This is a genomic window from Metabacillus litoralis, from assembly GCF_020524045.1.
GTDB lineage: Bacteria > Bacillota > Bacilli > Bacillales > Bacillaceae > Metabacillus > Metabacillus litoralis_C.
The window spans coordinates 339,150-357,467 of sequence record NZ_JAIVKL010000005.1; the positions used below are offsets into that span (position 1 = coordinate 339,150).

Sequence of the window (18,318 nt, forward strand, 5' to 3'; positions counted from 1 at the left end):
ATTATAAGATTAGGAGAATGTTTTATGCTTGAAGCTTTAAATCGGCTATTAGAAAAAATGATGCCGGTTATCACACCAATAAGTGTGATACTTGGTATTTTATTAGCTGATCATCTCTTACCTTTCGCATATTTAATTCCTTTTATCTTTGCTTTTATGACGCTATCTGGAAGCTTAAGCTCAAATTTTCACTCATTAAAAGGAGCTCTACATAAGCCTTTCCCTTTTATTGTCATTTTATTGTTGTTACATGTTATTATGCCACTTATTGCATGGTCTATTGGTCAAGTTGTTTTTGAAAATCATTTAACAGTCACAGGGTTGGTTTTAGCAACTGTTATTCCAACAGGAATTACTAGCTTTATTTGGGTGAACATATATAAGGGAAGTATTGCTTTAGCTTTGTCTATCATATTAATAGATACAATTTTATCACCATTTGTTGTTCCGTATACTTTATCTATTCTTGTTGGAAAGAATGTAGAAATAGATCCTTTTAGTATAATGTCTGGTTTATTGTTAATGGTTGTCATTCCCTCATTTATTGGAATGTTTATTCATCATCTTACAAATGGAAAAAGCGTTATTGCGTCAAAAAAATTAGCACCTTTTTCTAAATTAGCTTTATCTTCTGTAGTCATGATAAACGGTGCGGTTGTAGCTCCATATATTAAAAAAGTTAATTTAGAGCTGTTATTCATCATCATTACTGTTTTTGGTTTGGCTTCTAGTGGTTATTTTTTGGCGTGGATGTTTGGGTGTCTTTTCAAGAAAGATCGTGAAACAAAGATCGCGATGATGTTTACAGGGGGTATGAGGAATATTAGTGCAGGAGCAGTCATTGCTGTACAATATTTTCCTCCAGCTGTAGCTGTTCCGGTTGTTATCGGGATGTTGTTTCAACAAGTGTTAGCTTCCATTTTTGGGTTGCTATTTAAGCGTTTTGACAATGAATTACAGCTTTATGATCAGTCATATTCTGTGTCCAAATAACGTTGGAATTTAATAATCGATTGCTAAATATAGAATTATATGTTAAAAATAATGTAATCTATTAACTAATGAAATACTGAATCTTTTCACCACTAGGGGAGCTTTCTTAAGCTGAGAGAGGCGTTTGAGCCTTGACCCTTATTACCTGATCTAGATAATACTAGCGTAGGGAAGAGGTGTTTGACTATACATTTTATATAATAATCTCCGTTTGATTTATGTTTTAAGCGGATTGTTATACACATGTGCATTCAAACCACTTCTTTCTGGAAGTGGTTTTTTATTGTCTTTTTTAGAATGATGAAAAAAGATTAAAAGTAAGAATGTCTGATATTGGATGAATTAACCTACACCGAGGAGGAATTTTATGGCACATCACATTGAGCATATTATTGATCAAATTGATGAAAGAAAAGATGAACTAATTGATTTGTTAAAAACATTAATTAAATATAAAACACCAGCACCTCCTGCTAGAAATACAGGTGATGCTCAACAATTTGTTGCTGATTTTTTAAAGGAAAAAGGATTTTCTATTGATATGTGGGATGTTTATCACAATGATCCTAATGTTGTAGGCGTACTTAAAGGAAAACAAGCTGATTTTTATAAAAGCTTGATTATTAATGGTCATATTGATGTTGCTGAAGTAAATGAAGGTGAGCAGTGGGAAGTAAATCCATTTACTCCAGTTGTAAAAGATGGAGCGATTGTAGGACGTGGTGCTGCAGATATGAAGGGTGGTCTAGCTGGTGCATTGTTTGCGATCCAATTATTACATGAGGCAGGGATTGAACTACCAGGTGATTTGATTTTTCAATCTGTCATTGGAGAAGAAGTTGGGGAAGCAGGAACACTTGAATGTTGTAAGAGAGGGTATAAAGCAGATTTTGCCGTTGTTGTTGATACGAGTGATTTACATATTCAAGGTCAGGGTGGAGTGATAACTGGTTGGATTACTGTTAAAAGTAATCAAACATACCATGACGCAACAAGAAGACAGATGATTCATGCTGGTGGAAATCTTTTTGCTGCAAGCGCAATCGAAAAAATGACAAAAATAATCCAAGGGTTACAGGATCTGGAACGTCATTGGTCAATTACAAAAAGTTATCCAGGCTATTTACCTGGGACAAATACAATTAATCCAGCTGTTATTGAGGGTGGAAGACATGCAGCCTTTATTGCTGATGAATGCCGCTTGTGGATTACTGTGCATTATTATCCTGATGAGTCACATGAAGAAATTATCAAAGAAATTGAAGAACATCTTTCTTATGTAGCAAAGTCTGACACGTGGCTTAGAGAAAATCCACCAACATTTGTTTGGGGTGGTCAATCAATGATTGTTGATAGAGGAGAAATTTTTCCTTCTTTAGAAGTTGATTCAGAACATACTGCTGTTAAAAAGTTAGCAGATGCTCATTTAACTGTGTTACATGAAAAAGCTAGTATAGATGTATCACCAACTGTTACAGATGGTGGTTGGTTAGGGGAAGCTGGAATACCTACAGCTATCTATGGTCCAGGTAAGTTAGAGCATGCTCATGCTGTAAATGAACAACTTTCTATTGATCAGCTTGTTGATTATACAAAGGTGATCATAAAGTTTATTTATAATTGGTGTCATACAAAGAAAGAAGAATAGATGGAATGGTAAAGAGGAGGTAATTAAATGAAATTTAGTAAAAGGCTTTATGAAAATGTTCTACCAATATGGGAAAAAAATCATGCTCATCCATTTGTACAAGGAATGGGGGATGGGACATTAGATAAAAATAAATTTCGTTTTTATATGATACAGGATTATTTATATTTAATTGAATATGCAAAAGTTTTTGCTTTAGGAGCTGTGAAGGCAACAGATCTTGCAACGATGGGGAAGTTTGCTTCATTACTAAATTCAACACTAAATGAAGAGATGGAGCTACACCGTCAGTATGCACAGAAATTTAATATTACAACTGATGAACTTGAAGAAGCAAAGCCTTCCCCAACAACGTTAGCATACACTCATTACATGCTGCATGTAAGTCAAAATGGCACACTTGCAGATCTTGTCGCTGCACTACTTCCGTGTATGTGGAGTTACTGGGAAATAGGAAAGGATTTGGCTCAACGTGAAGGAGCAAAAGATCACGAATTTTACGGAGAATGGATTAGTATGTATGCTTCAGAAGAATTTGGACAGCTTGCAAAATGGTGTATTGATTTAATGGATGAATTAACGAAAGAAAAGCCAGAAGTAGAGTTAGTTAAATTAGAGGAAATTTTCTTGAATACAACTCGATTTGAATATATGTTTTGGGATATTGCATATAACGAAACGATGTGGCCAACGGATGAGTAATACCGCTTTAGAATTTAAAAGTGTTACATTTCAGTATAATAATCATTCTTCTCCTATTGTTAAAGAGTTGAATTTTCATATAAATCAAGGTGAGTTTGTTTGCATTATCGGCCCAAGTGGGTCAGGAAAAAGTACGTTATTTAAACTCATCACAGGGCTAGAGCAACCAAATACAGGTGAAATTCATCTGCAAAAAAAGTTCATTAAAAATCGACTAGGTGAAGTAGGCTATATGCCACAACAAGATTTGCTATTACCTTGGAGAACTATTATTGAGAATGCTGCACTTCCGTTGGAAATTAAAGGGATAAAAAAACGTGAGGCATTTTATCAAGTTACTAATTTGCTTGATGAGTTTGGTTTGAAAGGCATTGAAGATTCTTTTCCGGGTGACTTATCAGGAGGTATGAGACAACGTGTGTCTTTTTTACGTACAATTTTAAGTGGATCACAGATTCTCCTGTTAGACGAACCATTTAGCGCACTTGATGCGATTACGAAATTATCACTTCAAGAATGGCTTTTAAAACTATGGCAAAAACGGAAAAATACGATTCTATTTATCACACATGATGTGAATGAAGCATTGTTTTTAGCCGATCGTATTTTTATTTTTAAGGAAACACCAGCAACTGATTTACAAGAGGTTTCGGTTCCATTAGGTAGACCTAGGGTACTTAAGGATTTAAATCAAACACATATGATTGAACTAAAGGAAAAGCTATTAGAAGAGTTACGAGCGCAGGTGAAGCTATGATAATGATCAAAAAATACGGAGCATCAAGTTTACTTGTCTTCTGCCTATTAGTGATCTGGGAAATAGGGGCACGTGCTGTGAATTTAGGCTTTATTTTACCTACACCAACTGAAGTGTTGTTTAAACTTTGGGAATTAAAAGAGCCTTTATTATTAGATCATTTACCTGCTACAACTCTTGTCATTATTATTGGGCTGTTAATCTCGATTGTATGTGGAGTAGGACTTGCAATTATGATGAGTGTTAGTAAAACAATTGAAAAAACAATTTATCCGCTAATTATCTCATCTCAAACGATTCCAATTATCGCCCTCGCACCCATTTTTGTTTTGTGGTTTGGTTATTCCATATGGAGTAAGGTGGTTGTAACAGTTTTGATCACTTTTTTTCCAATTACTGTGAATACATATGATGGATTACGTTCCACAAATAAGGAGTATAAAGATTTATTATTAACGATGGGAGCGCGTAAAAAGGATATCTTTTTTAAATTGCAAGTTCCAGGGTGTATGCCACACTTTTTTTCAGGGTTAAAGGTAGCTGTTACACTCAGTGTGATAGGAGCAGCTATTGGTGAATGGATTGGTGCTCAGGCAGGCTTAGGTTATTTTAGTAGACGAATGATGACACAATTTGATGGTGCAGGTGTTTTTGCACCCATTGTTATTTTATCTGCTGTTGGAATTTTATTATTTGTGATTGTGGATGTATTTGAAAAAAGAATATTAAAATGGAGGAAAACAGAATGAGAAAATTATTTTTAGTGATATTGAGTTTAGTAATCGGGCTGCTATCAGCTTGTTCAGGTGGAGAAAACACAACAGGTGATGGTTCGAAAGAAGAAAAGCAGAAATTAAAAGATGTTAGTATTATGCTAGATTGGTATCCGAATGCTGTTCACAGCTATTTATATATTGCGAAAGAAAAAGGTTATTTTGAAGATGAAGGATTAAATGTGGATATTCAATTTCCAGCGAATCCAACAGATCCAATTAATTTGGCAGCAGCGGGACAGGTTACACTTGGTATCTCATATCAACCAGACGTGATCATAGCTCGTGCAAATCAAGATGTTAAAGTGAAATCAGTTGGTGCAATTGTACGTTCCCCATTAAACAGGGTTATTTTCATGGAAGACAGTAGTATTCAATCTCCTAAGGACTTGGAAGGGAAAAAGGTTGGCTTCCCTGGTATCCCGTTAAATGAATCACTTATTGAGTCGATGGTAAAAGCTGATGGTGGTGATCCTGGTAAAGTTGAAATGGTTGATGTTGGCTTTGAATTGGGGTCATCAATTGTTAGTAATAATGTAGATGCTGTTATAGGTGCCTATATTAATCATGAAGTACCTGTTTTAAAGCATGAAGGTCATGAAACACGTAATATTAATCCAACCGAATATGGAATTCCTAGTTACTATGAATTAGTTGCAGTAACAAGTGATAAAACATGGGATGAAGAGCAAGAGAGTATTAAAGCATTTTGGCGAGCTGCAACAAAGGGGTATGAATTTACTGCTGAAAAACCTAAAGAAGCTTTAGAGATCTTATTAAGTAATCAAGATGAAGCAAACTTTCCACTTGTTAAGGAAGTAGAAGTACAGAGCTTAGACATATTGTTACCACTAATGAAATCTGAGTCAGGCTTTGGAAGTCAAGATAAAGCTCAATGGGAGGAAACAATCACTTGGATGAAAGACGCAGAATTAATTGAAAAAGAGCCAGCAGTGGAAGATATTTTCGTTAATATAGTTGAATATAAATAGTATATAAATGCGTGCTTCATTATTTGAGGCACGTATTTTGGTTCATCAACTACATTATTTGAGGTTGATAGCGGAGTAAGTAAAATTTGCAGGAAGAAAGGACCTGGTGGGATTTTAACCCACAAGAAGTACAATAGTAAAAGGTGCCTTTAACTACTGACTGCTCTAATCATTGAGCTACAAGTCCTTAATGATAGTATGAACAAAATGATTATTTATTATGTACTAATATTTCTTTATTTTATATTGTAAATAGTATGATAATTGCTTTTAAAAAAGAAACAACAAGTTTACGAAAGAGGAGTAAATAAAAGAAGGCTGTGAATAAGTATTAAAGCAAATGATAAACCCGAATTATTAGGTGAGATTTCAATTAATCAATCGCCTAATAGGTCGGGTTTTTATTTGCCGTTTTAAATATATTTTTTATTTTGTATACTATTTTTAGGAAGTAGTGGAATGGAGCGGAAGACACTCGACTCCTACGGGAATTGAGGAAAGGCTGAGACCCCGCAGGCATGCCGAGGAGGCTCAGCTTCCTCCCCGTGGAAAGCGAGTGTCTGCAGCGCAATGGAACGAACTTGTTTCTTTGAGCTTAACTGAATTTAGATTTATTCGTCTTTATATTTTTAAATCAATTTCTGAGTCTTTTCGTAGTTCTTCAATTTTCGCACTAATTTGTTGTTGTGATTTTTGTTGTTCAAGGTTACCTTTTAATGTTTCTTTCACTTCTTCGAATTTTGGTGTTTCTTTTGATTCCCCATTAGCTGATACAAGTGAATCATAGAATTTCTTCACTTCATCTTCTGTTACTTCTTCTACTTGAACATCTTTATCTAGATATTGAGTGATTTTAACATTATCAGAAATTTGTGATTTAAGATCTTCGACTGTTAAATCACTTTCTTTTAAAGCCTTTTCAAATTCTTCTTCTGTTTTAAAACGAGCCTTTTCAGCTTCTAAAGCTTTATTAATATCTTCTTCAGTAGCCTTGTATCCCTTTTTATCAACTTCTTGCATAATTAAAGTTTGTCCAACAATAAAATCGAGAGTACTTTCTTTCAATTGTTTTGCTAAATCACTCTTCGTTACATCTTGACCTTGGCTCATTGCATTTGATTGAAATAAAGATAGAGCATCATTATATTCTGTCCCTTTGATTTCTTGTCCATTTACAACGGCAACAACACGATCAGCTTCAACTTTTTGTTCATCCAGCTTTTTTTGTAGTTCCTCAGGATCAACAGCAGTTTCCTCTTCTTTTGCTACTTCCTCTGTTTTTTCATCAGATTTAGCAGTATCTGTTTCTTTTTCTTCGTCATTATTACATGCCGCAAGAGATAGTGCTAATAGAGACATAAATAATGTAAGTAGTAACTTTTTCATTTTCTTTCTCCTTTCAAGGTCTAATGAGACCTTACATATGTAAGCGTACATAATTGGAATTGTATAACAGTTAGCACAATAATAAAAGCTAATCATACAAGAAACAAGAAAATAAATCAAATTTACTAGCAAAAATGCATTTAAAAGTTTGTTAGAATAGAAAATAAAGGAATTAGAAGATAAATATATGGAAGAATTAATTCATGTCTAAATCGAAAAGGGAGTGTTGTCATGAAGAAAAAAATTGTTCTTGCAGGTGGTTCGGGTTTTTTGGGAGAAAAATTAGCAAATTATTTAGTAGAGAGAAATTATAAAGTAGTGATTTTAACTAGAAATAAAAAAGAAATGAGAAATCAAGTCTCTTACGTTGAATGGGATGGTCAAACACTAGGCAATTGGGTGACAGAAATAAATGGTAGTTATGCAATTGTGAATTTCACTGGTAAAAGCGTTGATTGTATCTATACAAGTAAGAACAAGGAAGAAATTTTAAATTCGAGAATTCATTCAGTTGAAGTATTACAAAAAGCAATTTTACATAGCGAGCAACCACCAAAGGTTTTTATTCAGGCTGGATCTTTAGCGATATATGGCAACACGAAAAAGGAAAGTGATGAAACAGCGGAACATGGTAAAGGTTTTTCAGTAGAGGTTTGTCAGAAGTGGGAAAAGCAGTTTTATGAAGTGGATTTACCACATACTCGTAAGATTCTTTATAGAATTGGTTTTGTTCTTGGGGAAGATGGAGGGGCGTTAGAACCTCTCAAAAAGCTTGTTTCCTTTCACTTAGGCGGTACTGTAGGAGCAGGGACTCAATATATTAGTTGGTTACATATTGATGATTGTAATGAAATGTTTCTTAAAGCAATTGAAGATAATGAATATGTGGGGACATTTAATGCAACAAGCCCAAAGGCTGTGACAAATAAGGAATTTATGACTACTTTACGACAAGTGATGGGGAAAGGGTGGGGAATGCCTGCTCCATCTCCGTTAGTATGGTTTGGGGCATATTTCTTGTTGAAAACTGAGCCTAGTTTGGCTTTAACAGGGAGAAATTGTAGTCCAAAGAAGTTAATGCAAAAAGGGTTTGTATTTAAATATGAAAATTTAACATTAGCTTTGAAAAACACGATTTAATTAGAGAAGCAAAAATAGATAAGGCATGACAAAAGCTTGTCTACTAATACTCTAAAATAAAATCTCAATTGTTTATTTAGATAAATATCCTATAGTTTAACAATAACTGATTTTAAAAATTCCTTAAAATAAGGGATGAGAAGCGTTTATCAGGTCTGAGGAGCTTTTTGAAGTAAATAAGTATCAATGGCAACGCTTACACTCACTAATTGGTAGAAATACTCACAACATATCGTTAATACCTTGAATAATAAAATCATCGTGTTAGTATTAAATCGTGAGCAAAAATACGAACAAAAATACGAACGATATTGGAGAGATGAGATGCTACACGAAAAGACAATTGCGTTTATAGGTGCAGGTTCAATGGCAGAAGCAATGATATCTGGTTTAGTAAAATCTGATAAAATGCCAGCACGTCAAATCATAGCAACGAATCGTTCCAACGGGGAGCGACTAGCTGCATTAGAGGCTAATTACGGAATTAAAGGTATTAAACTTGAAAATTTACAGTTTGATCAAATAGATGTTTTTATTTTGGCTATGAAACCTAAAGATGTAGAGAGAGCATTAAAAAACATGATTGATCATATCAAGCCAAATCAACTCATATTATCTGTTTTAGCAGGTATTACAAATTCATACCTTATACAAAATCTTCATAATGACCAACAAGTAGTAAGAGTAATGCCGAATACGTCAAGTACCATCGGAGAATCAGCTACAGCAATATCCCCAGGTCATGCAACATCGGATGAGAATATCATTTTAACTCAAGAACTGCTAGGATGCATAGGTGAAGTTTATACAATCGAAGAAAAAGATATGGATGTTTTCACTGGTCTTGCAGGTAGTGGTCCAGCATATTTCTACTATCTAATGGAGCATATGGAGAAACAAGGTTCGCAAGCAGGGTTTGACGTTGAAACAGCAAGACAAATCATTGCACAAACAATTTTGGGAGCAGCTAAGATGATTCAAGAGCAAGATGTAACTCCTACAGTATTAAGAGAAAAAGTAACCTCTCCAAACGGAACAACGGCAGCAGGACTTCAAGCACTTGATGATAATGGTGGAGGTCTCGCAATTTCTAAAGCTGTTGAGCATGCAGCAATACGCTCTAAAGAAATTAGTGAGAAAATTCAAGAAAGTTTATTAGTAAGTTCAAGTAAATAAGTGTTTACAAGTAATTTATAAATTTAATTTTCCCTTTTTATAAAGAGACAAAACAATTCAGGAGTGATAGAATGACGGCCCTAGACAATGAGAAAAAACGGGTTGTAATAAAAGTAGGAAGCAGTTCATTAACTAGTCGACATGGTGAAATTAGTCGACGTAAACTAGAGAAATTGGCAGATGAAATTGCATTGTTAAAAGATGAAGGACATGAAATTGTTTTTGTTTCCTCAGGAGCAGTTGCAGCAGGATACCGAAAACTAGGATGTATTGATCGTCCAACATCATTACCAGAAAAGCAAGCAGCTGCGTCGATAGGTCAAGGTTTATTAATTGAAGCATATTCAGAGATCTTTTTATCACACGGTTATGTTGCATCACAGATTTTAATTACCCGAAGTGATTTTTCAGATGAATATCGCTATAACAATGTACGAAACACATTAAACGTATTATTAGAGCGTGGAATTATTCCAATTGTTAATGAAAATGATACGGTAACAGTTGATCGTTTGAAGTTTGGGGATAATGACACTTTATCTGCAAAAGTTGCAGGATTAGTAGAAGCAGATCAATTAATTATTTTATCTGATATCGATGGATTGTATGATTCTGATCCTAGAAAAAATGAGGAAGCTAAGCTTCTTGAAAAGGTATATGAAATTACACCTGAGATTGAAGAAGGTGCTGGTGAGTCTGGAAGCAATGTAGGTACCGGTGGAATGAAATCAAAAATTGATGCTGTTAAGATTGCTATGGCTTCCGGAATATCTACTTTCTTAGGAAAAGCAACTGTGTCAAATATCCTAGGTGATGCTGTTAATGGTGACGCAAGAGGAACTTATTTTGAAGTAACAAATGAAACAGTTAATCTAAATCAGAAGAAACAATGGATTGCCTTCCATTCAGGTCCTGAAGGTGAATTAGTGATTAATCAACATGTGAAAATGTCGATAGCTGATCATAAGCATAGTATTTATTCTTCAGATATTGAACAAGTAAATGGGCAATTCGAAAAAGGATCAGTAATCCGTATTCTTGACCATGAAGGAGAAAGAATCGGTCTTGGTGTTGTCAATTATTCCAATTATGAATTAGAAAATTTGAGAAAAACGACGGGTGAAGAAGAAAAGAAACAGGAAGTAGTCCATTTTGACGATCTTGTTTGTGAACTAGAATTATCATTACCTGTTGGAGTATAAAAAGGAGGAATTGCATGTCTGTAACAAAAGAACAAACAAACGTTGAAGCTCAAGCAATAGCAGCAAAAAAAGCAGCAAAAAAGGTAAGTTTATTATCGACTGAAGAAAAGAATGAAGCACTACATGTTTTAGCTGATCATTTAGAAAGTAAATTCCAATATATTTTAGATGAAAATGAAAAGGATCTTCAAGCAGGGCGTGAAAAAGGATATGAAGAAGCTTATATGGATCGACTTTCATTATCTAAAGAACGAATTAATGATTTTGCTGATGGACTTCGACAAGTTGCTACTTTAGAAGATCCCACTGGAAAAACAATTTCGAATTGGACTCTCGAAAATGGGCTGCTTGTTGAAAAAGTAACTGTACCACTAGGAGTTATCGGTATGATTTATGAAGCACGTCCAAATGTTACTGTAGATGCTACAGGACTTGCGCTTAAATCAGGAAATGCCATCGTATTAAAAGGCGGATCATCTGCTTTATCATCAAACAAAGCAATCGTGCAAGTTATGCATGAAGCACTAGGTAATACTAAAATCCCGAAAGATGCGGTGCAATTTATTGCAAGCACTGACCGTGAAGCTACACAACAGCTTTTTACAATGAAAGAGCATATTGATGTGTTAATTCCAAGGGGTGGAGGATCACTTATTAGTGCAGTCGTAAATAATGCAACAGTACCTGTTCTTGAAACAGGTGTTGGGAATTGTCATTTATATATTGATGTTGAAGCAGATGTTGAAAAAGCATTAAACATTCTTGTCAATGCAAAAACGGACCGTCCAGCAGTGTGTAACGCACTTGAAACAGCAATCATTCATAAAGAATGGCTGGAGAAAAATAGTGAAAAATTGATTCAAACACTTAAAGACCATGGAATTGCTGTTCATGGTGACGAAACTGCTTTGAAGTATATCCCGAACTCGGTTTTAGCGAATGAAGAAGACTGGGCAAATGAATATCTAAGCTTAGATCTTGCCGTTAAAACAGTAAATAATGTTGAAGAAGCTATTGATCATATTGAATCATATGGAACAAAGCACTCTGAAGCAATTGTGACAGAAAACAAAGAAACAGCAAAGTTATTTATGAGTTTAGTAGATGCTTCAGCTTTATATCATAATGCATCTACACGCTTCACAGATGGAGGAGCGTTAGGGTTTGGAGCAGAGATTGGTATATCTACTCAAAAGTTACACGCTCGTGGTCCAATGGGATTACCAGCTTTAACAACTGTTAAGTTTTTAATGAGTGGAAATGGTCAAATAAGATAACTGATAAGAAAAGGGTGTTCACAAGGTGGTAATCTTGTGAACACCCTTTTTGTATTTCTTTAAAAATTATACGTTGTTTATAGTTATTTATTGTTGATTCAGGAGAATTATATGTTTGCTAAAAAAACGATGTTATAGGGGAGTTTTGTTTAAGTTAGAGTTTGTTCAAAGAATATCAAAGAAAGGATTGTTAGTACTGAAATCAGCAATGTTTGGTTTGCTTAAAAGGTAGGAAAGTAGTTAAGTATCCTTTATTAGTTGAAATCTAGTTCCCGTTTCAGGCTCTCTGGGAGATATTCCACACAGGAATAGAGGTCAAAATTCTTAAGTTTTGTGCATTTGATCCAGCAGGAGTTTGAATTAGATGATTTGCACTTTTATATTTTTCTGAAAACTTTTATCCGTTAAAGTATTGACAGTTTTTTTGTCAATGTTATAATACTTAACATAATAATGTTAGAAAACCTAACAAATAAAAGGTGATAATAATGAAAAAAATAGAAGCAATCATAAGACCTCAAAAAATTACTGAAACAATTAAGGGCTTGAAGAATATAGGGATAACTGGTTTTACTGTTTCACAAGTTGTTGGAAGAGGAAAACAAAAAGATACAAAGGGTGTTTATAGAGGGAAGAACTATAATGTCACACTTCATCCAAAAATTAAATTAGAAATCGTTCTCTCAGATCATATGATCGATTTAACTTTAAAAACAATTATTGAATCTGCACAGACAGGTGAAGACGGTGATGGAAAAATCTATGTTTATCCTATTCTTGAAGCATATAATATTCGAACAGGTGAACCTGATATCACGATTGACGATCTCTCAACGAAAGGAGGCTTCTAAAGATGGAACTTATTCACTTAAATACTGTATGGATCGTTATTGCAGCTGCTATGGTGTTATTCATGGAAGGTGGATTTAGCTTATTAGAAGCAGGGTTAGTTCGGACGAAAAATGCAGTCAATGTTACGATGAAGATTTTTGTTGATTTAACGATTGGTGCCTTGGCGTTTTGGTTAATCGGTTTTGCCATTATGTTTGGTGAAGATGCTTTTGGATTAATTGGGACTAGCCTCTTTGGAAGCCCAGAAAAAATTTCACTTGGGCTTGAATTACCAAGTGAGGCATTTGTCCTTTTTCAAATGGGTTTTGCTGTAGCTTGTGTGTCCATTGTTTCTGGTGCTGTTGCTGAACGAATGAATTTTAAAGCTTATATTATTGCAGCCGCCCTTATTACCTTACTAATCTATCCTTTATCAGGTCATTGGATTTGGAATAGTGATGGATGGTTAGCACAATTGGGGATGAAAGATTTTGCAGGATCAGCAGCCATTCATGCTGTAGGAGGATTTGCAGCTTTGGCGATTGCTAAATTACTAGGACCCAGAAAAGGTAGATTCAATAATGATGGTAGCGTCAATGTGTTCGCTCCTAGTAATATTCCATTGGCATCAAGCGGTGCTTTTATATTATGGTTCGGATGGTTTGCATTTAATAGCGGAAGTACGTTAGATGCTTCTAATGCATCATTGGCATCAATAGCGATTAATACCATGCTTGCAGGAGCAAGCGGAGGGACTGTCACACTTCTATTAACAATGAATAAGTTTGGGAAAGCTGATCCAAGTATGACAATCAATGGTGTTCTTTCTGGATTAGTAGCAATAACAGCAGGATGTGCATTTGTTGATCAATGGAGTGCGATTATTATTGGTGGAATAAGTGGAATTATCGTTATTTATGCAACACTTTTAATTGATAATATGAAAATTGATGATCCAGTTGGAGCTGTTGCTGTTCATGGATTTAATGGACTATTCGGTACAGTTGCAGTTGGATTATTCGATTCAACAGAAGGATTGTTTACAACTGGTCAATTTTCACTTCTTGGCATTCAAATACTGGGAGCTGTAGTTGTCGCGATTTGGGGGATAGTAGGTGGCGTAGCAATTGCTAAAATTGCTGATATGACTGTTGGTTTAAGAGCAACTGAAGAAGAAGAAGAGGATGGCCTTGATATGTCTTACCATGGAATACCTGCTTATAATGAATTAGAGCGCTTTACAGATTTACCAACAAGTCTTTATAACTTTGAAGAAACAACTGGAATTACAGTGGCAAGGTCTGATCAAAAGAAAATAGTAGGCTAATAAAAAAAGGAAAATACAATATAAAGGGATTAGAGGCCCCGTATGTTGTATCTTCCTTTTTTTTATTTTATGACAATTGAGAACATTAAACCTAAATATGTCGCTACTATAAATGCTATCCCAAATATTAATGCAATAAATGGTGAGATTTTTTTGCGAAAGCTAAGAATAATCATGCATAAGAAAATCAGACCTATAAAAAGTAATAACAAGCTTTCGAAACCTGCTGATATGTGAACAGTAAATGGGGCAATGACTTCTTGACTAATTAAAGCTTGAATCCAAAATGCGGGCCCCTCTTGAATTATTGTTGCATTAACCTGATGTGGTGGTGGAAGTGTTCCTAGTACACCTGTGATAAAAAAAACAATCATTAATATAATAGTTTCTGCCTGTACCCATTTTAATGGATTGAAATGAGAATCTTCTTTCACTTTTTTAGCAAGAAATCCATTAACTAGTGCAAAAGCTAAAATTGGAATAATACTTAGATGCTTTAACAAAAGCAATTGTCCATAAGATAAAACCCACGAGTTTAGATAATCCTCAGGTTCGAGAACAAAAAGCATGAGAAGTACACCAGTAATTGTTGTTATTAAGAATAGCCCAATTGTTAAGGGGGTAAACCACTTTAAAAAATTGTACCAATTTTCATTGTTCTTTGCTATCCATCCTACATGTAATAAAACCCCAACCCATATTGTTACAACTAGAAAATGGACTGAATGTGAAACTAAACCAGGCCATAAATTTAATGTTGATGCATGACTTGAATACCCGATAGATAATATCATCAAGATTAAAAAAATGGACTGCAAGTATTTTGAACCTGATACATAAATCGTCATCCATAACAAAACGGCGAAGAAGCTTCCATATAACCAGGATATTCCAACTTGAAATTCAGTTAATATTGAATATGCAGTTAAACTAAATAATCCTTCAGTTGAAAAAAATAAGATTACCTCAATAACAGGAATAGAAGTCAAAATGATGATTCCTAATACTGAGATCAATAGGCTAGGCTTGGAAATTCTTAATTCTGGCTTAGATGATACAGGTATGTATTGTAAAAAAACATAACCTACAAGATAGGAGAAAAGCATGTAGGAAACATATTGTGTTAATGGTATTAATTGCTCCATATATTACCTCTTTTTACGCATTATTAGTAAGATCCCAACACTTAATAATACCACAAGAACGATTACCGATATTGTTGGTAATAATGATTCTGAATTTTCTTCAACAGCTTCATTTTCTACTTTTTCTGTCTTGCTTACTGCGGAACCTTCATTTATGCTTTCAGTAGCTGTATCAGTATCTGTATTTGCTTCAGCTTCAGCTTTTTCAACATCATATGTGTTAGCTTCATCAGACTCTTCTTCTTTTTCTGTTAGGATTTCTACAGTGAATGGTATATCACCACTAATAGCGTGTCCATCCTTCGCAGCAATTTTCCATGTTAATGTGTAAGTTCCATTTTCTAGTGGTGATGCTAATGTTCCAATTATTTTATTATCATTAACCAAAATTGAATCAAAAGCTATTTCTGCGGATTCCTTTGTTAATAAAAGTGTACTTTGCTTCTCAATCACTTCTGCAAATTCAACAGATAACTCAGACAGATCAGTAGTTATTACTTCACCTTCACTAGGAGTAGAGCTTGTTATCGTCGTATGTGCTGAAGAAATAGTTGGAATCGAGCACAATAAACAAATGAAAATGACTAAAAATTTTCTCATTATATCACCTTAATCCTTTATATTCTAATCAATCTTCATATCATTGTATCACTTTCATCCATAGATATAACAATATCAAATCTTACAATTTTGCAAACAGAGTAGGACGAGGTTTCGACAAAACTCGGGGCGTGCCTGTCACTTGTCATTTAAAAAGTTTTTTCTGTTATCTGTGCGAATGCCCTTACAGACAAGTCCCTAGTTTCATATTGTAGTATTACAACGAAAGGGAGGTGTTGTTAATGAGTGGTGCAACTCCAGGATATGGCTATGGCGGTGGCTTTGCGTTAATCGTTGTTTTATTCATCCTACTAATTATTGTAGGTTCAGCTTTCGTTGGTTACTAAAAATGCTAAGAATTTATTAAAATAAAGGAGGAGTTATAATGGGTTACGGATATGGTGGCTACGGATATGGTGGTTACGGCTGTGGTGGAGGATACGGAGCTGGATATGGTGCAGGTAGAGGCTTCGCGTTAATTGTTGTATTGTTCATTCTTTTAATTATCGTTGGAGCTGCTTATTTAGGTTAATTAACTAGAGTAAGATTAAACAAAAGGTCGTTAAAGTGCGACCTTTTGTTTTTTATCATTGAATTAGAAAAATAATTTAAAAAATCACTCTTTTACATACTTTAAATCAATACATCTGTTGTTTCTAAACTTTTTAGCCACAAATAAATGATTAAATTAGTTCACTTTTCTAAATTGAAACATTATAAGCTCTCTTTCGTATTACATTTAAGGAATAAAAAGGGAGTGAAGAAAATGAAAAATAATGGCTGTATTAAATGTGGCAGTCATGATGCTGGGAAAAAAGAAGTAGCAATGACTGGAACAGGGTTGTCAAAGATGTTTGATGTACAAAATAATCAATTTATTGTTGTGTATTGTCATTCTTGTGGGTATTCGGAGTTTTATAATAAAAAAGCCTCTACTACTTCTAATATTTTAGATCTTTTCTTTGGAGGTTAATAAGTATAGTGTGAAGAATAGTAGGGTGAAGTCATCATTACTCAACTGTTCTTCTATTTTTATGACCATGAGTTCATGTATGATAATAAGGCGCTTACTACTGAAATTCCCCTACTTTTTTTAGGACGTGCATTTCATTTTTTAAAAAATCATAATTTAGCATGTAAGTATGTTGAAAATTCACTATACTTTTAACTGTTTTTAATTTTAGTTTAGGTAGGCTACAATATGTATGAGAAAATAATCATTCTAAAGGAGATCATATGAATTTACCTATTTCAGAAACAATGCAACTAATAAAAGACCTTGTGAAAATTCCTAGTCCTTCAGGTCATACAACGGAAGTGATCGCATTTGTAGAAAAATATTTAAAAGAATTTCAAGTTAAAATGAAGAGAAACCACAAAGGTGGCTTAATAGTAACAATTCCTGGAGAAAACAAAAATCAGCACAGGATGTTAACAGCTCATGTTGATACATTAGGTGCGATTGTGAAAGAAATTAAATCATCAGGTCGATTGATGATCGATCTAATAGGCGGGTTTAATTATAACTCGATCGAAGGGGAGTATTGCCAAATCGAGACAATGAGAGGAGAAGTTTATTCGGGAACGATTCTTATGCACCAAACATCTGTCCATGTTTATAAGGATGCAGGAAAATTAGAGAGGAATCAAAAAAATATAGAAGTAAGAATAGATGAAAGTGTACATACTGCAGATGATGTAAGAAAGCTTGGAATTGATGTTGGTGATTTTATATCTTTTGATCCTAGAGTTGAAATCACAAAAAGTGGTTTTATCAAGTCACGTCATTTAGATGATAAAGCTAGTGTGGCACTTCTATTAAATTTAATAAAAACAATTTCAATAGAAGAAATGAAACTCCCATACACAACTCATTTTCTTATCTCAAACAATGAGGAGATTGGATATGGAGGCAATTCTAATATCCCATCGGAAACAGTTGAATATTTAGCTGTTGATATGGGTGCTATTGGTGATGGTCAAGCGACAAATGAATTCACTGTATCAATTTGTGCAAAGGACTCAAGTGGGCCCTATCATTATGGTTTAAGAAAAAACCTGATTGAACTTGCAAAGCGAAATAACATCGAGTACAAAGTTGACATTTACCCATACTATGGTTCAGATGCATCTGCTGCCATTCGTTCTGGTCACGATTTAGTTCATGGTTTAATAGGTCCTGGTATTGATGCTTCACATGCATTCGAAAGAACCCACAAAGCTTCGCTAGAGAACACAGCTAAATTACTTTATTATTATGTACAATCTGACATGACGTTATAAAATTTCTTTATAGTAGGCTATGTTAAAGCTTAACGTTGATTTTAAGCACTTTGTTGACTGGAGGTGAATATTTGAGACTCCTACTG

The 18,318-nt window shown here is 34.4% G+C and carries 19 protein-coding genes, 1 tRNA gene and 1 riboswitch; of the genes, 16 read left to right on the forward strand and 4 right to left on the reverse strand.

Annotated features, from left to right (window positions below; translation table 11 throughout):
* Positions 1 to 24: 24 nt before the first annotated feature.
* The 6 genes from LC076_RS10150 to LC076_RS10175 all read left to right on the forward strand — a co-directional run bounded on the left by LC076_RS10150 (position 25) and on the right by LC076_RS10175 (position 5,865).
* Positions 25 to 993 (forward strand): bile acid:sodium symporter family protein, encoded by a 969-nt coding sequence (locus tag LC076_RS10150; RefSeq protein WP_226668262.1) that lies wholly within the window; start codon positions 25 to 27, stop codon positions 991 to 993.
* An 84-nt stretch (positions 994 to 1,077) separates the two neighbouring features.
* Positions 1,078 to 1,182, forward strand: a riboswitch (TPP riboswitch).
* A 178-nt stretch (positions 1,183 to 1,360) separates the two neighbouring features.
* Positions 1,361 to 2,641, forward strand: a complete 1,281-nt coding sequence (locus tag LC076_RS10155) for an acetylornithine deacetylase (RefSeq protein WP_226668264.1) — start codon at positions 1,361 to 1,363, stop codon at positions 2,639 to 2,641.
* Between the two features lie 27 nt (positions 2,642 to 2,668).
* Positions 2,669 to 3,343 (forward strand): thiaminase II, encoded by a 675-nt coding sequence (tenA, locus tag LC076_RS10160; RefSeq protein ID WP_226668277.1) that lies wholly within the window; start codon positions 2,669 to 2,671, stop codon positions 3,341 to 3,343.
* A complete protein-coding gene (locus LC076_RS10165; RefSeq protein ID WP_226668278.1) occupies positions 3,336 to 4,100 on the forward strand; it encodes an ABC transporter ATP-binding protein in 765 nt (254 codons plus the stop codon). The genes tenA and LC076_RS10165 overlap by 8 nt, the downstream gene beginning before the upstream one ends.
* The gene (locus LC076_RS10170) at positions 4,097 to 4,849 is read left to right on the forward strand and encodes an ABC transporter permease (protein WP_226668281.1); all 753 of its coding nucleotides are present in this window, start codon (positions 4,097 to 4,099) and stop codon (positions 4,847 to 4,849) included. The genes LC076_RS10165 and LC076_RS10170 overlap by 4 nt, the downstream gene beginning before the upstream one ends.
* Entirely contained in the window at positions 4,846 to 5,865 is a 1,020-nt protein-coding gene (locus tag LC076_RS10175) for an ABC transporter substrate-binding protein (protein WP_226668283.1), read from the forward strand. Before LC076_RS10170 ends, LC076_RS10175 begins: the two co-directional genes overlap by 4 nt.
* Positions 5,866 to 5,963: 98 nt before the next feature.
* On the opposite strand, the gene LC076_RS10180 is transcribed toward LC076_RS10175, so the two are convergent.
* Positions 5,964 to 6,052, reverse strand: a tRNA-OTHER gene (locus LC076_RS10180).
* Positions 6,053 to 6,486: 434 nt separating this feature from the next.
* On the reverse strand, positions 6,487 to 7,251 hold the full coding sequence (locus LC076_RS10185; RefSeq protein WP_226668288.1) for a SurA N-terminal domain-containing protein: 765 nt from the start codon (positions 7,249 to 7,251) through the stop codon (positions 6,487 to 6,489).
* Between the two features lie 231 nt (positions 7,252 to 7,482).
* On the opposite strand from LC076_RS10185, the gene LC076_RS10190 reads away from it, so the two are divergent.
* The 6 genes from LC076_RS10190 (at position 7,483) to LC076_RS10215 (ending at position 14,204) form a co-directional block, all read left to right on the forward strand.
* On the forward strand, positions 7,483 to 8,391 hold the full coding sequence (locus LC076_RS10190) for a TIGR01777 family oxidoreductase (RefSeq protein WP_226668289.1): 909 nt from the start codon (positions 7,483 to 7,485) through the stop codon (positions 8,389 to 8,391).
* Between the two features lie 324 nt (positions 8,392 to 8,715).
* The gene (gene proC / locus LC076_RS10195) at positions 8,716 to 9,567 is read left to right on the forward strand and encodes a pyrroline-5-carboxylate reductase (RefSeq protein ID WP_226668294.1); all 852 of its coding nucleotides are present in this window, start codon (positions 8,716 to 8,718) and stop codon (positions 9,565 to 9,567) included.
* A gap of 71 nt (positions 9,568 to 9,638) precedes the next feature.
* Positions 9,639 to 10,769, forward strand: a complete 1,131-nt coding sequence (gene proB / locus LC076_RS10200) for a glutamate 5-kinase (RefSeq protein ID WP_226668297.1) — start codon at positions 9,639 to 9,641, stop codon at positions 10,767 to 10,769.
* A 14-nt stretch (positions 10,770 to 10,783) separates the two neighbouring features.
* Complete coding sequence (locus LC076_RS10205; RefSeq protein WP_226668299.1) at positions 10,784 to 12,046, forward strand: glutamate-5-semialdehyde dehydrogenase; 1,263 nt, start codon at positions 10,784 to 10,786, stop codon at positions 12,044 to 12,046.
* 488 nt (positions 12,047 to 12,534) lie between these two features.
* A complete protein-coding gene (locus tag LC076_RS10210; protein WP_226668302.1) occupies positions 12,535 to 12,897 on the forward strand; it encodes a P-II family nitrogen regulator in 363 nt (120 codons plus the stop codon).
* 2 nt (positions 12,898 to 12,899) lie between these two features.
* Positions 12,900 to 14,204, forward strand: coding sequence for an ammonium transporter (locus LC076_RS10215; RefSeq protein WP_226668305.1), 1,305 nt, complete (start codon positions 12,900 to 12,902; stop codon positions 14,202 to 14,204).
* Between the two features lie 62 nt (positions 14,205 to 14,266).
* Here the strand turns inward: LC076_RS10215 and LC076_RS10220 are convergent, their stop codons facing one another.
* Both LC076_RS10220 and LC076_RS10225 read right to left on the reverse strand, forming a co-directional pair.
* The gene (locus LC076_RS10220) at positions 14,267 to 15,349 is read right to left on the reverse strand and encodes a copper resistance D family protein (RefSeq protein WP_226668307.1); all 1,083 of its coding nucleotides are present in this window, start codon (positions 15,347 to 15,349) and stop codon (positions 14,267 to 14,269) included.
* Between the two features lie 3 nt (positions 15,350 to 15,352).
* Positions 15,353 to 15,949, reverse strand: coding sequence for a copper resistance protein CopC (locus LC076_RS10225; RefSeq protein WP_226668309.1), 597 nt, complete (start codon positions 15,947 to 15,949; stop codon positions 15,353 to 15,355).
* A 242-nt stretch (positions 15,950 to 16,191) separates the two neighbouring features.
* On the opposite strand from LC076_RS10225, the gene LC076_RS10230 reads away from it, so the two are divergent.
* The 4 genes from LC076_RS10230 (at position 16,192) to LC076_RS10245 (ending at position 18,232) form a co-directional block, all read left to right on the forward strand.
* Positions 16,192 to 16,296, forward strand: coding sequence for a YjcZ family sporulation protein (locus LC076_RS10230; RefSeq protein ID WP_072580394.1), 105 nt, complete (start codon positions 16,192 to 16,194; stop codon positions 16,294 to 16,296).
* 38 nt (positions 16,297 to 16,334) lie between these two features.
* On the forward strand, positions 16,335 to 16,481 hold the full coding sequence (locus tag LC076_RS10235; protein ID WP_226668312.1) for a YjcZ family sporulation protein: 147 nt from the start codon (positions 16,335 to 16,337) through the stop codon (positions 16,479 to 16,481).
* 234 nt (positions 16,482 to 16,715) lie between these two features.
* Positions 16,716 to 16,922, forward strand: coding sequence for a zinc ribbon domain-containing protein (locus tag LC076_RS10240; protein WP_226668315.1), 207 nt, complete (start codon positions 16,716 to 16,718; stop codon positions 16,920 to 16,922).
* Positions 16,923 to 17,185: 263 nt separating this feature from the next.
* Positions 17,186 to 18,232 (forward strand): M42 family metallopeptidase, encoded by a 1,047-nt coding sequence (locus LC076_RS10245; protein WP_226668318.1) that lies wholly within the window; start codon positions 17,186 to 17,188, stop codon positions 18,230 to 18,232.
* The last annotated feature ends 86 nt before the right edge of the window (positions 18,233 to 18,318 follow it).